13 protein-coding genes are annotated in these 12,947 nt (G+C 58.9%); 4 read left to right on the forward strand and 9 right to left on the reverse strand.

From position 1 onward, the window contains the following. The first annotated feature begins 114 nt into the window (after window positions 1-114). From LG327_RS15545 to LG327_RS15560, 4 genes are all read left to right on the forward strand, one after another. Window positions 115-1,482, forward strand: coding sequence for a glutamine synthetase family protein (locus tag LG327_RS15545; RefSeq protein WP_404363269.1), 1,368 nt, complete (start codon window positions 115-117; stop codon window positions 1,480-1,482). A gap of 4 nt (window positions 1,483-1,486) precedes the next feature. Next, window positions 1,487-2,863 (forward strand): aldehyde dehydrogenase family protein, encoded by a 1,377-nt coding sequence (locus tag LG327_RS15550; protein ID WP_404363271.1) that lies wholly within the window; start codon window positions 1,487-1,489, stop codon window positions 2,861-2,863. A 2-nt stretch (window positions 2,864-2,865) separates the two neighbouring features. After that, entirely contained in the window at window positions 2,866-4,011 is a 1,146-nt protein-coding gene (locus tag LG327_RS15555) for an iron-containing alcohol dehydrogenase (protein WP_404363272.1), read from the forward strand. 96 nt (window positions 4,012-4,107) lie between these two features. Then, window positions 4,108-4,968 (forward strand): PA4780 family RIO1-like protein kinase, encoded by an 861-nt coding sequence (locus LG327_RS15560; protein WP_404363274.1) that lies wholly within the window; start codon window positions 4,108-4,110, stop codon window positions 4,966-4,968. Between the two features lie 20 nt (window positions 4,969-4,988). On the opposite strand, the gene LG327_RS15565 is transcribed toward LG327_RS15560, so the two are convergent. The 9 genes from LG327_RS15565 to LG327_RS15605 form a co-directional block, all read right to left on the reverse strand. Continuing rightward, window positions 4,989-5,684 (reverse strand): pseudouridine synthase, encoded by a 696-nt coding sequence (locus LG327_RS15565; RefSeq protein ID WP_404363276.1) that lies wholly within the window; start codon window positions 5,682-5,684, stop codon window positions 4,989-4,991. A 48-nt stretch (window positions 5,685-5,732) separates the two neighbouring features. Beyond that, on the reverse strand, window positions 5,733-6,074 hold the full coding sequence (locus LG327_RS15570) for a hypothetical protein (protein WP_404363277.1): 342 nt from the start codon (window positions 6,072-6,074) through the stop codon (window positions 5,733-5,735). Beyond that, window positions 6,074-6,598 carry a hypothetical protein gene (locus LG327_RS15575; RefSeq protein WP_404363279.1) on the reverse strand — a complete coding sequence of 175 codons (525 nt, stop codon included), beginning with the start codon at window positions 6,596-6,598 and terminating at the stop codon, window positions 6,074-6,076. Before LG327_RS15575 ends, LG327_RS15570 begins: the two co-directional genes overlap by 1 nt. Then, window positions 6,598-7,425 carry a hypothetical protein gene (locus LG327_RS15580; RefSeq protein WP_404363281.1) on the reverse strand — a complete coding sequence of 276 codons (828 nt, stop codon included), beginning with the start codon at window positions 7,423-7,425 and terminating at the stop codon, window positions 6,598-6,600. Before LG327_RS15580 ends, LG327_RS15575 begins: the two co-directional genes overlap by 1 nt. An 81-nt stretch (window positions 7,426-7,506) precedes the next feature. Further along, a complete protein-coding gene (locus LG327_RS15585) occupies window positions 7,507-7,851 on the reverse strand; it encodes a YdbL family protein (RefSeq protein WP_404363283.1) in 345 nt (114 codons plus the stop codon). A gap of 63 nt (window positions 7,852-7,914) precedes the next feature. Continuing rightward, complete coding sequence (locus tag LG327_RS15590) at window positions 7,915-8,136, reverse strand: YnbE family lipoprotein (RefSeq protein ID WP_404363285.1); 222 nt, start codon at window positions 8,134-8,136, stop codon at window positions 7,915-7,917. A 44-nt stretch (window positions 8,137-8,180) separates the two neighbouring features. After that, window positions 8,181-10,877, reverse strand: a complete 2,697-nt coding sequence (locus LG327_RS15595) for a YdbH domain-containing protein (RefSeq protein ID WP_404363286.1) — start codon at window positions 10,875-10,877, stop codon at window positions 8,181-8,183. 13 nt (window positions 10,878-10,890) lie between these two features. Next, complete coding sequence (locus tag LG327_RS15600; RefSeq protein WP_404363288.1) at window positions 10,891-12,402, reverse strand: BCCT family transporter; 1,512 nt, start codon at window positions 12,400-12,402, stop codon at window positions 10,891-10,893. Window positions 12,403-12,471: 69 nt separating this feature from the next. Continuing rightward, window positions 12,472-12,918 (reverse strand): AAA family ATPase, encoded by a 447-nt coding sequence (locus tag LG327_RS15605; protein ID WP_404363290.1) that lies wholly within the window; start codon window positions 12,916-12,918, stop codon window positions 12,472-12,474. Between the last annotated feature and the right edge of the window lie 29 nt (window positions 12,919-12,947).

The following is a 12,947-nucleotide window of genomic DNA, read 5'->3' on the forward strand; positions in this document are numbered from 1 at the left end:
GCGTTAGCGAAAAACCGCTAAGCTCAGGAGACTGGATCGGGAAATGCAAGGCGCCGGCAGCGGCGCCTTTTCCTGACTGTTCTGTCAGACAAAGCAAGTATTTACGGAGCCGATATGGCAGGTAATCTGTCCTTTGAAAAACTGAAGAAAATGGTGGCGGAAGGCACGGTGGACACTGTGGTGGCCGCCATACCGGACATGCAGGGCCGGTTAATGGGCAAACGCTTTCAGGCCAATTACTTCGTTGATACCGCCTGGAAGGAAAGTCACTGTTGCAAATATCTGGTGGCCACCGACCTGGAAATGACCACGGTGGAAAACTACGCCTCCACAAGCTGGGCGGCAGGCTACGGCGACTACGTCATGACGCCGGACCTCACCACCCTGCGGCTTCTGCCCTGGCTGGAAGGCACGGCTTTCGTGCTCTGTGATCTTCTGGATCACGCCACCCACAAGCCCGTGCCTCACTCGCCCCGCGCCGTGCTCCAGAAACAGCTGAAGCGTCTGGCGAAAATGGGCCTGAAGATGACCACGGCCACCGAGCTCGAGTTTTTCATTTTCCGGGAGACCTTCGAGAAAATGAAAGACCAGCAGTACCACGTGATGACGCCGATCAGCCCCTACAACGAGGACTACCACATTTTCCAGACCACCCGGGAAGAAGATGTGATGAGGCCCATCCGTAACGGCCTCTACGGCGCCGGCATCCATGTGGAAAGCAGCAAGGGAGAAGCCAGTGCCGGCCAGGTGGAGCTCAACATCGAATACTCCGACGCCCTGGACATGGCCGACACCCACGTACTGGTGAAAAACGCCGTCAAGGAGATGGCCTGGCAGAATGGCCGCAGTGTCACCTTCATGGCCAAGTGGCACCACAGCACGGCTGGCTCATCCAGCCACATCCATCAGTCCCTGTGCGACGAGAATGGCAAGTCCGTGTTCTACGATCCGTCACGCAAACACGGCATGTCCCAGATCATGGAGCACGCCCTCGCCGGCCTGCTTCGCCACGCCAGCGAAACCACCTTCTTTCTGGCACCCTATGTAAATTCCTACAAGCGATTCGCTGCTGGCACCTTTGCTCCCACCAGTACTGTCTGGTCGGTGGACAACCGCACCGCAGGCTACCGGGTCGTGGCACCGGATACCGAATCCGTCCGGGTGGAGTGCCGGATCGGTGGCTCCGACCTCAACCCCTACCTCGCTCTGGCCGCTCAGATTGCGGCGCTTATTTCCGGCATGGAGGGCAAATTGCCACTGGAAGCGGAGTTTTCAGGCAACGCCTACGGCGCCAACGAGGCCAGAGGCATTCCGGCCACCCTGCGGGCGGCCACTGAGGCGCTGCGCAACTCCACCATGCTCCGGGAAGCCATGGGCGAAGACGTGGTCGATCACTATGTGCGGGCCGCCGAGTGGGAACAGGAAGATTTCGATCGTGTGGTTACCGATTACGAAGTCAAACGCGGATTCGAACAGGCATGATTCCATGACAACAATCAGATGCATATCACCGGTCAATGGCGAGCTCTACGTGGAACGCCCCGCGCTGACTCTTGAGCAGGCGCGGGACGCAGTTGCCCGGGGCAGGCTGGCGCAACAGGAATGGGCCAGACGACCACTGACTGAAAGGGTTGAAGTGGTGCGCGCCGGTATTGAAAAGCTGGGGGAGATGAACGCCGAAATGGTTGAAACCCTGGCCTGGCAGATGGGACGACCTGTCCGCTATGGCGGTGAGTATGGCGGGGTCAAGGAACGGGGTTTCTATATGGCTGACATTGCTGAAGAAGCCCTGGCCCCCATCGAAGTGGAAAATTCGGACAGCCTGAAGCGCTATATTACCCGTGAGCCACACGGCGCAGTTCTGATAGTTGCGCCCTGGAACTACCCCTACATGACGGCTATCAACACGGTGGTTCCCGGTTTGATTGCCGGTAACGCCGTGTTCCTCAAGCACGCCTCCCAGACGCCACTCGTGGGTGAGCACCTGGCCTGGGCCTTTCACGAGGCCGGCGTTCCGGACGACATCTTCCAGAACGTGTTTCTGAGCCATGAGACCACAGCGGACCTGATCAGCGAAAAGGCCTTCGGCTTCGTCAATTTCACCGGCTCCGTCCCCGGCGGCAAAGCCATGGAGCAGGCAGCAGCGGGAACCTTCACTGGCCTGGGGCTGGAACTGGGCGGCAAGGACCCGGGCTATGTGATGGAAGACGCGGACCTGGATGCAGCGGTGGACACCCTGATTGACGGCGCCATGTTCAATGCTGGCCAGTGCTGTTGCGGCATTGAGCGCATCTATGTGGTGGAAAGCCTGTTTGACAAGTTCGTGGAAAAGGCGGTCGCCATTGTCAGCGCCTATAGACTCGGCAACCCCCTCGAACAGAGCACCACCCTCGGCCCCATGGCCAATGTACGATTTGCCGATACGGTACGGGAACAGACCGCCGAGGCGATTGCCGCCGGCGCCCGGGCGCTGATTGACCCTGCCCTCTTCCCCGCCCAGGGGGAAGCCTACCTTATGCCACAGATCCTGGTGGATGTGGATCACACCATGCGGGTCATGCGGGAAGAATCCTTTGGTCCCGTGGTGGGCATCATGAAAGTGAAGGATGATGCAGAAGCTCTGGCCCTGATGAACGACAGTGATTTCGGCCTCACCGCTTCCCTGTGGACCCGGGACCTGGACCGGGCCGAGCGTATCGCGAACCAGATCGAAACCGGCACCGTCTACATGAACCGGTGTGATTACCTGGACCCGGCCCTCTGCTGGACCGGCTGCAAACAGACGGGGCGTGGCGGCGGACTCTCCGTCATCGGTTATCACAACCTCACCCGTCCCAAATCCTTTTACCTGAAGAGGGCCTGACCATGACACTCACCGCCAACTGGTCCTATCCCACCAGCATCCGCTTCGGCGCCGGCAGAATTAAGGAGCTGGCGGAGAGCTGCGCCGCTGCAGGCATCACAAGGCCGTTACTGGTCACGGACAGAGGCCTGGCAGAACTGCCGATTACCCGGCAGACACTGGACCTGATGGACGCGGCCGGCCTGGGTCGCGCGCTATTTGCGGATGTGGATCCAAATCCGACTGAACTCAACATGGAAACCGGTGTGAGGGCCTACCATGACGGCGGCCACGATGGCGTCATCGCCTTTGGCGGCGGCTCCGGCCTGGACATGGGCAAACTGATTGCCTTCATGGCTGGCCAGACCCGCCCGGTGTGGGACTTCGAGGACATAGGCGACTGGTGGACCAGGGCCAATGCCGATCGGATAGCCCCCATCATTGCCGTGCCCACGACCGCCGGGACCGGTTCGGAGGTTGGCCGGGCCAGCGTGATCGTCAACAGCCAGACCCATGTGAAGAAGATCATCTTCCACCCTAAAATCCTGCCCGCCATCGTAATTTCCGACCCGGAACTGACCCTGGGAATGCCCCCGATGATCACCGCCGGCACCGGAATGGATGCCTTCATTCACTGCTTTGAGGCCTTCTGCTCCCCCAACTTCCATCCCATGAGCCAGGGGATCGCCCTGGAGGGCATGCGGCTGGTGCAGGAGAACCTGCTCAGAGCCTTCCGGGACGGCAATGACATCGAAGCCCGGGGCAACATGATGGTCGCCGCGGCCATGGGTGCTGTCGCTTTCCAGAAAGGCCTGGGCGCCACCCATGCGGTATCCCATTCCGTGGGCGCCATTTACAATACGCACCACGGCATGACCAACGCCGTGGTGCTGCCCTCGGTAATTGCCATGAACCACCCCGCCATTACCGACAGGGTAACCAGCATTGCCAATTATCTGGGAATTCCCGGTGGCTTCAGCGGGTTTGAAGCCTTCGTGATGGACCTGCGTCAATCGCTGAAGGTGCCTGAAAAACTCAGGGAGATGGGTGTAGGCAATGACCGTATCGACGAGATGACCGGTATGGCGCTGGAGGACCCAAGCGCGGGTGGCAATCCGGTCAAAATGACACGGGAAAATACGAAGGCGTTGTTTGAGGCCTGTATTTGATACACTAGAATACTGACTGACACAAAATAACAGACGTAAAGGCCTGTTCCGGTCGCTTTAGGCCGACCGGAAGCCGCCCACCACCCGAAAGGTTTTATGAAAATACCGAAAAGATTACAGCCCCTTGTCGATGACGGCATGGTAGACGAAGTTTTATTTCAACTGATGAGCGGCAAGGAAGCCCAGGTTTATGTGGTGCGCAGCGGCGAGAGTATTCGATGCGCAAAGGTATACAAGGAGGCCCAGAAACGCAGTTTCAAGCAGGCCGTGCAGTACCAGGAGGGCCGAAAGGTCCGTAACAGCCGGCAGGCCCGGGCGATGGGCAAAAAGTCCCGCTACGGCCAGAAAGAGCAGGAAGATGCCTGGCTGAACGCCGAAGTGGATGCCCTCTATCGTCTCGCCGCCGCCGGCGTGCGAGTCCCGAAACCTTTGGGCTTCGTGGATGGCGTTTTGCTGATGGAGATGATCTCCGACGAGGACGGCAAAGCCGCCCCGCGTCTCGATGACGTCACTCTGACCCCGGACCAGGCCCGCGCCTATCACCAACAGGTCATTGCGGACGTGGTACGCATGCTCAGCGACGGCCTGATTCACGGCGACCTGTCCGAGTTCAACGTGCTGGTTGATCCCCAGGGCCCGGTGATCATCGACCTCCCCCAGGCGGTCAATGCTGCCGGCAACAACAGCGCCGAACAGATGCTGGAGCGGGATGTGGATAACATGCGCCGCTATTTCGGCCGCTATGCTCCGGAGCTGCTGGCGACCGACTACGGCAAGGAAATCTGGTCCCTGTACGAATCGGGCAATCTGCACCCGGACAGCAGGCTGACCGGCTGCTTTGAACACGAAACCGCCGCAGCGGACCTGGAAGAAGTCATGGCCGTGATTGCCGCAGCAAAAGAGGAAGAGCTGGAGCGCCAGGAGCGCATACGGGATGCTGATGACGATGAGGACTGACACCATCAAAAGCCGGGTAGTCATGCCACCGACAGGATCTCTTCTTCAGTCAATGCCCGCCAGTTGCCGGGAGGGAGGTTTTCGTCCAGGCGGATCTCACCCATGCTCTCCCGATGCAACGACACAACCCGGTTGCCCACCGCATGAAACATCCTTTTGACCTGGTGATACCTGCCTTCATAGATGATCACCCTCGCCTCGCAGGCCGCCAGCTGTTCAAGGCTCGCCGGAGAGGTGGTCAGGTTCTCGTACCCAAAATGTATCCCCCCGGCAAAGCGTGAGCGCGTGTCATCGCTTATCGGAGCAGCTGTTGTGACACGGTAGACCTTGGGAATCTTAATCGCCGGTTCCGTCAGCCTGCGCGACCAGAGCCCGTCATTGGTGAGAATCAGCAGCCCTGTACTCGCGCGGTCAAGCCGGCCGCCAATGTGTAGCTCCGGCCTCATGGCCGGCTCAACCAGTTCCATTACCGTGGGATGAATCGGGTCGCTGGTTGCACTCAGATAACCGGCCGGCTTGTTAAGCATCAGATAATGGGCTTTCTCTCCGTGCTGTAGCAGCACTCCATCCACCATCACGGACCTGAAGCGGCTGATTTCTGCCCGGGAGTCGAGGCAGACCTGACCATCGACAGCTACCCGCCCGCTGGCAACCATCAGGGTGGCATTTCTCCGGCCACAGTGGTTCTGGTTGCTGAGCAATCGGTCAAGTCTCATGGATGCTGGTCCAGCGGAAAGGACCGGCCCGTTCGCCGGTTACATGGATCACTGCCTGCTACGGTCGGCGTCCTCGGGAGGATGATCCGGCTCTCTGCGGGCGCGCTTCTGCTCACGCTCTCTTTCCACCTCGTCTTCCATTGCCCGCCGCATCTCTTCATCCAGATTCAGCATCGCCCTGTCTGCAGGGCGCAGCATGGCAACCCGGGTTTCATCTACCACGCACAGGCGTGGTTTCACATCAAGATTCATCAGCTGGGTTACGTGACGCTCTTCCTCGAGCAGGTCGAGCAGGTTCCGGTAGAGTCGCCGACGAACCCATCCGGGCATTTCACCTGTCCGGTGGTGATAGCGGGCGTGGTCGAACAAGCCCTTGAAAAACCTCTTCATTATACCCCGCCTCCCTGGAAAGGCAGGACCACCAGCGCGATCATGGTCAACGAAAGGCCAAATACAATAAGATGAAGCCCGCGGGTCCGATCACGGGATGCCTGCTCGTTGGACGCGAAATACCGACGGTAGATGATGTCATAGGCGCCGGCCATCATGCCCCGCATCTGGTCCTGAACATACTCATGGTCCTTTTCACGCAGCTGGCGCAGCCTTGATTCAGCCGCAACCAGCTCTTCCAGATCCGGTGGGTCAATATAGATGATATTCCGTTCCATACGTACGATAAAAATGGCCCCAGCCAGCAGGCACAGCACACTGATGGACATCAGAACCATCGCTGCCAGCGTGGGCGCATTTTCCCACTGGGACACATCGATTCTTCCGCTCACCCAAGCCAGGGTATAGACCGAAAACGCCAGCGCGGTGACCGGTGTGGCGACACTGCTTCTGATCTGTTCACGGCGGTCACGCTGGGACTGGTAGCGCTCCCTCATGGTCTCGTAGATAAGCTCCGAAGACATCAGCCAGGCTCCCTGTAGGTCTCCAGACGCTTGAGCCACCCGGCCAGCCACTGCTGGCGTTCAATGTCGGCACGGGCGTTGTGGGCCCTGCGGGTCAGAACATGGGCCGCTGCCTCGCGAAACCGGCCAAGTTCGCTGGAGGCGGAGCTATCAGACATCTGCTGCAGAACCTGAAGAAGGCCCCAGCCCTCGCCCTCGTAGGTTTCGGTTGGTGAAAGACCTTCCCCCTTGAAATTCACATAATCGATCAGCGCGTAGACACCACCTGGGGTTTTGCTTAATGCGGTCAGGCGATGCCTGATACCCGGTCGTTCATGAGCTGGAGCAGCTTCCATCACCCTTGAAAGGGAAGCCTTTGCCCGCCGGAAGATGAAGGCCGCCTGGAGTCCCTGGGTCCGTTCAAGGAATTGGCGCAGTGATTTGACTTGAGGGGAACCCCTGGCGGCATGGAGAGCGTCCCGATCTGGCCATGGGGCATCCAGCGGATCCAGCGCGGCAAGCCATGGTGGCAGCTCAACCCGTTGCTCTTTCATGAATTCGATCAGGGCAGGAAAGCTTTCAGTGAATCGGCCAGCGACACCCCTGGGATACCAGATGAAATGCCCAATGCCCAGGGACGGAAACGCTTCACCTTTATTCCAGTGCACCAGGCAGGCGGAGTTTGCCGCACATTCGTTCTGGTAGATCTTCTGCCCCACCTGCTCAAGCTGTGCTTTATTCAGAGTCAGCTCAAGTGGCTCTGCCCCATGGCCGCTCCGGGAGCATCCCGCAAGCAGCAAAAGCAGCAAAAAGCCCGACAGGCGGGCCAGAGGATGGAGGTGGCTCACAAACCGCTCCTGATGGTGTCACGGAGTGCCCTCTTTGAACTCACCAGCCGATTTCCCGCGCCGATGAGCAGCTTCCACGGTTCATTTTCTGACCCATTTATCGTCCTTCATGATGTACTGACCGGAAGGAGTTTTCTCCAGGGCCTTCTGGCCGGCGACAGTCTCCACCTTGGTCACGGCAATATCATGCTTTTCGGCAATTCGGGCGTATTCCTCACGGCGGGCCTGATTGATGACCTTGACGATTTCCCTGGCCTGGCCCTCATCGCGCACCACGCCCAGGTAACCTGTGGGCTTTTCGCCCACCAGACCTTCGGTTTTCACCTCGTCAAGCCGGCTCTTGGCTTCGTCGAGGCTGATGGCTAGCGCCGGCAGGCTGATGCAGAGCATCAGGATAACCGCGCCAAGCCTTGCAAATGTCTTCATTTCGACCTCCAGATTATCCGTGATTGACCAGTAGCATGTGCAGAACGCTGACAGCAGAGATGATCAGAACAGACCGCCCTCGCTGAACATTTCCTCTACTTCTTTGTCCACCTTCACATAGATTTCATGCTGTATCTTCACGTTGAGATTCACGGTGATCGGTTCCTTTGGAGCAGCCATCTGTACGGTTGGCGTACAGGCCACCGTCAGAAGGGCCAGCAAAACACCGGCGAACACTGGTCTCAATCCGCTCAAAAAACCGGATTCCGGTCTGGGTCGTGTCATGTGATGCACTCCTGTAGTGGCCACAAAAGCCATTCTGCCATCGGTCAGCGAGCCTCTGAAGCCCCCAGGTTCCCCTGGTCGGTTTCCGTGCCCGGATCGAGGCGGGTTTCAACTCCGCCCGGCGCACCGTCATCTTCCAAAAGCTTGCGGACTTTCCGGGTGATGGCTTCATTTACCCGTCCGCTCAGCTGCAGGCTGGTAAGCAACGCCGGGATGTCTTCTTCCAGATCGATGTTCAGCACAATTGGCCTGCCGCCCTGAACCTCCGGATTGCGGCCCTCTATGTGAAGGTCCAGATGCAGAGTTCCATCCTGATCGTACTGCACCCTGCTATCAAGAACTGAATAGTGAAAATTTTCCACGGCTCTGGCAACCAGTTCCAGAGCCTGGTTGTCCTGGCTAATACCCCGGAGTCTGTCTGCTGGCAACTTGAGCACGCCGCCAGGGTCATGGGCCACCAGTTCGCCCCCCTCTATCCGCACGCCGGTTCCCGGAGCAATCAGAACCGGCACTTGCCCGCTCAGCTTGCCGGTTCCCGAAAGATTCTCTGCCGGGTAAAGGGTCATAAGCCGGGACAGCTCCAGATTGTCCACCACCAGAGGAATGGTCCAGGGAGAGTTGTCGAGATCCCAACTGTTCGGAGCAACCCAGACCTCTCCTCCCAGAAACTCCGCATTTGCCCCCAGAAGCTCCAGCCGGCCTTCCGCCCAGGCTCCGGCGGCAGCCGTGTACTTTACGCCGGCGGTGGCAGGACCGATGGGGATGCCCGGATTCACTTCTTCAAGCCGGATGAGCGGGGCATCAATGGTCAGCCCTTCCTCCCGGACGTGGAATTCGACCTCGCCCTCAAGCCCGTTGAGTGCCATGCGGTCGTATATACCGGAAATATTCTCCAGCTTCAGCCTTCCGTCCACTGCAAGCCCCTCACCAGTCGACATTTTCAGGTTGACGGGAATGGCGAGGGTGCCCTCAGATACTGTTAATTCCGGCGGCCAGGAAGTGAGGGTTCCCGACAGTGCTTCAGAGCCCTTTTCGCCGCTGGCTTCAAGGCTGACGTCAGCCACCAGGGCTCCGCCAAAAGTATGATCGATACTGGCACTGATTCTGGCGCCGGCATCCGAGGCAAGAACGCCTACCAGTTTCAGTCTGGAGGCATCCATCTCCAGATCTCCATCGAACCCCCAGGGCTGGGCATGCAGAAGCGGGTGATCGATCCGTTCAGCAGAGATTTCCAGAGGCCCCCGTAACCGGGCCTGAAGTGATTCACTGGCGTTGCCAAACGCGGCGGTGAGATTGAGCTGACTCAGGTCTGCCAGCAACCTCTCAACCCCGGTGGCATTGTCCGGCCCGGTCGGGGTGACCTGTGCAATGTTCAGAACAGAGCCGTCTGAAAAGTCCAGATAAAGCGACTCGTGGTCTGCCCTGCCGGCAACGGAAAGGTCGACGCTCAGATCACTGAAAACCCAGTCACCAGTTTCCTTCCCGGGCAGTTTTGCCCTGATACGGGTGTCTCCCAGATGGGCCACCCAGGGCGGCGAGGTCGACACGGCCACATGGGAGCGGATCTCTGCTGACCCCCTGCCACGGCTTTTCAGGTCGAGCATCAGCGGAAGGAAATGCTGCTCACCTTTTTCTTTTCCGCTGCCTACCAGCTCGTCCGCCACCTTCAATGGTTCAGCCGGCCTGATGCTAATTTCAAGAGTTTCAGGGCGAACATCAGGAGGGAGGATGTGCGCCCAGCCGGCTGGTTGGCTCAGCTCAAGGTCCGCTGTTGCGGCCTCGGTAAGCCAGGTGCCTTCCCGGGCATGAACAGACACTTCCATGTCTCCCCTCACCGTTCCCACCCCAGGCAGGGGCCAGGCCTCGGGTAGCTGTGCCCTGGCAGTCAGAGACCCGGAGACACGGGAGTAGAAATCAGCAGCTGGCCCCTGGAGCTGCCAGCTGGCCTGGGCGGTGCCTGTTTCCGGCTGCACCGGGAGTTCTTCCCGAAAAGGTATGGCCTGCCATTCCGCCAGCCAGTCCAGCAGCCAGTCCGCGTTCGGCAGTGCCTGCATATTCACGCGACCGGACCAGTCAATCTGCGCGCCAGCCCGGCCATAAACGGATTCGACGACCAGGTGCGGGGCGCCATCAATAAGCACCTCCCCGTCCAGAGTCAGCTGTTCTGGCAGTTTTCCTCCCAGCCGGGCTGCCAGCTCCAGTCGGTGGCCCTGTCTTTTCAGGTCAAGGCGGGCTTCAGCGGGGACCAGCGAACTCTCCCGGCTGACTGAAAAACTGCCCTCAAGCTCGCAGCGCCCAGCTCTGCATGGGAGTTCCGCAGTGAATCCACCGATGCGGAGCTGTTGGGGCAGCCAAAAAGGAGGAGGTCCGGAAAAAGCAGCTGGCGCAGGAATCACTGCCTGCTTCCGGGGCGCCTCGTCAGGCGTGGCCGGGGCCGCCAGCTCAACATGAAGTTTGTCGATTGCCAGGGAGTCGATACCCGGCCCACCCCAGTGCCAGGACCACTCCATGTGGACGCCTTCGCCTGTGACCAGCAGCCGGCGGTCAGGCATCTCCTGCACAAGGGTGATCCGACCGAGCAGCAAGTCTGTCGGCGCGAGGTCAAATCCCTGCCAGTCGAGGGTTTCCACGCCGTTGCTCTGCCGCCAGTCATGCCAGGCCTGACGGGCAAGCAGTGCGCCCGCGATAAGGGCAACCAGCAGTATGGCCAGAAACCACAAGCCGATGCGACGCCAGGTCATGGGTCATCCTCAGTTATTCCCGATACTCGGAGCGAAGGTCCCTGAACAGACCCCATACGGCAACCAGCAGAAATACCGCCATGGGCAGGCCGGTGGTGAGCGAGGCCGTTTGCAGGGCCTGCAACCCCCCAGCATAAAGCAGGACCGCAGCCACCACACCCTCGGTAATGGCCCAGAACAGCCGCTGGACCCGCGGCGGATGACGATGGCCTCCGGAGCTGATCATGTCGTTCACAAGAGAACCGGAATCCGAAGAGGTGACAAAGAAAATAACCGTCAGCACCGTGGCCAGGACCCACATCAGCGGTGCCAGCGGCAGCTGCTCCAGGATCAGATACATGGACAGAGCGTGATTTTCCCGAACCTGTTCGGCGATTCCCGCGCCCTGTAACTCTATATGAATACCTGTGCCGCCCACCACAGCAAACCACAGGAAGCCACCGAGACTGGGCACCAGAAGCGCCGTAAAGACAAACTCGCGGATGCTCCGGCCTTTCGAAATCCGGGCAACGAACACGCCCACAAAGGGTGCCCAGGCGATCCACCAGCTCCAGTAAAACAGTGTCCAGCTCGACTGCCAGTCGCCACTTTCTCCCGGTCTCATCTGCAGGCTGGTAAGAGGAAGTTTCTGCAGGTAATAGCCAAAACCGTCGAGAAACACTTCCAGCACAAAAACCGTGGGACCAAAAATCAGAATAAAAAAGAAAACAAACACCAGCAGTCCGATGTTGAACTGACTAAGAAAACGGATGCCCCGGTGAAGACCGGTAATAACAGAAATAGTGGCCATGAATGTAATGCCGGCAATCAACAGCAACTGGATACCAATCCCCTGTGGCAGGCCGAATAGCTTGGCAAGACCGGCGTTGATCTGCATCGACCCCAGGCCGAGGGAAGTCGCCACCCCAAAAAGAGTGCCGAGAATGGCCAGAACATCCACGGCGTGGCCGATGCCACCATGGATGCGCTCGCCCAATAGCGGATAGAGCAGCGAACGAGGGGCCAGAGGGAGGCCCTTGCGGAAGTGAAAATAAGCCAGGGGCAAGGCAATTGCACAGTAAATGGCCCATGGGTGGAGGCCCCAGTGGAAAAAGGTGTAACGCATGGACTCGCGAATTGCTTCCGGGGTGCCGCCCTCGACGCCTGGGGGGTTGGTGAAATGCTCCAGCGGCTCGGCTGCACCGAAAAACACAATTCCGATGCCCATGCCTGCGCTGAGCAGCATTGCGAACCATGTCAGGTTGCCGAACTCCGGTCGGGTGTCATCACCCCCGAGTCGGATTTTGCCAAAGCGGCTGCAGCCAAGCGCAACGACCGCCATCAGTAGCGTGGTTGCGACCAGGATGTAAAACCAGCCGAAATACTCGACAATCCCTGATTGAATAAACTGGAAAACACTGGCGGCGGTATCGGTGAACAGCGCCGAAACGCCGACGAACAGAATGGCGAGAGAACCCGCAGGCAGGAACACCCAAGCCTCCATGTGAGAGGTAAAACGCTGGAAAGCAGACTTGTCACTGGCCATGTTTTTCACATTAAAAGATCTGGCGGCTGCACACAAATACCAACAGGCACCAGCTTACAGACAGGCACCCTACGCCTCCGACCTCCAGGGCTGCACATCAAATCCATCCTTGGTGAGGCTCACGTAATAGAGCTCATCAAAGCCCTCATCGAAGGAGGGAAGCTCCAGCCTCCCCAATGTGTTCCTGAGACCCGCTTCGGGTATCTTTGCCTTGCCCTCACGACGGGCATTGCGTTCACTGCATTCTTCAAGAGAAGACCGAAAATAGTAACCAGTGACCCTGACGTCCTGCTCCGCGAGCATCTCAAAGTATCTCTGCCGGTCCGAACGGGCAGGATTGGTGTTGTCAATTACCGCATTCGCCTGGGCATCCAGGCAGGCCTCAAGCAGAACCCGCTCCCGCCGACGGGTACGGAGCATGTCGAGATTCAAGCGGATATGGGTAGCAAAGAACCGCTCCAGGTAAAACGTGGTCTTGCCGCTTGCCTGAATACCCATGAACAGGATGATTTCCATTGTTTTCACTCCGGGCATCAAGGTGTTAT

This window comes from Marinobacter sp., assembly GCF_044799475.1.
In the GTDB taxonomy this organism is placed as follows: Bacteria; Pseudomonadota; Gammaproteobacteria; order Pseudomonadales; family Oleiphilaceae; genus Marinobacter.

Coding starts and splice junctions, on each gene's coding strand:
- LG327_RS15565 (WP_404363276.1), bottom strand. CDS start 5,684: ATGAGACTTGACCGATTGCTCAGCAACCAGAACCACTGTGGCCGGAGA.
- LG327_RS15575 (WP_404363279.1), bottom strand. CDS start 6,598: ATGTCTTCGGAGCTTATCTACGAGACCATGAGGGAGCGCTACCAGTCC.
- LG327_RS15590 (WP_404363285.1), bottom strand. CDS start 8,136: ATGACACGACCCAGACCGGAATCCGGTTTTTTGAGCGGATTGAGACCA.
- LG327_RS15600 (WP_404363288.1), bottom strand. CDS start 12,402: ATGGCCAGTGACAAGTCTGCTTTCCAGCGTTTTACCTCTCACATGGAG.
- LG327_RS15595 (WP_404363286.1), bottom strand. CDS start 10,877: ATGACCTGGCGTCGCATCGGCTTGTGGTTTCTGGCCATACTGCTGGTT.
- LG327_RS15545 (WP_404363269.1), top strand. CDS start 115: ATGGCAGGTAATCTGTCCTTTGAAAAACTGAAGAAAATGGTGGCGGAA.
- LG327_RS15560 (WP_404363274.1), top strand. CDS start 4,108: ATGAAAATACCGAAAAGATTACAGCCCCTTGTCGATGACGGCATGGTA.
- LG327_RS15555 (WP_404363272.1), top strand. CDS start 2,866: ATGACACTCACCGCCAACTGGTCCTATCCCACCAGCATCCGCTTCGGC.
- LG327_RS15585 (WP_404363283.1), bottom strand. CDS start 7,851: ATGAAGACATTTGCAAGGCTTGGCGCGGTTATCCTGATGCTCTGCATC.
- LG327_RS15570 (WP_404363277.1), bottom strand. CDS start 6,074: ATGAAGAGGTTTTTCAAGGGCTTGTTCGACCACGCCCGCTATCACCAC.
- LG327_RS15550 (WP_404363271.1), top strand. CDS start 1,487: ATGACAACAATCAGATGCATATCACCGGTCAATGGCGAGCTCTACGTG.
- LG327_RS15605 (WP_404363290.1), bottom strand. CDS start 12,918: ATGGAAATCATCCTGTTCATGGGTATTCAGGCAAGCGGCAAGACCACG.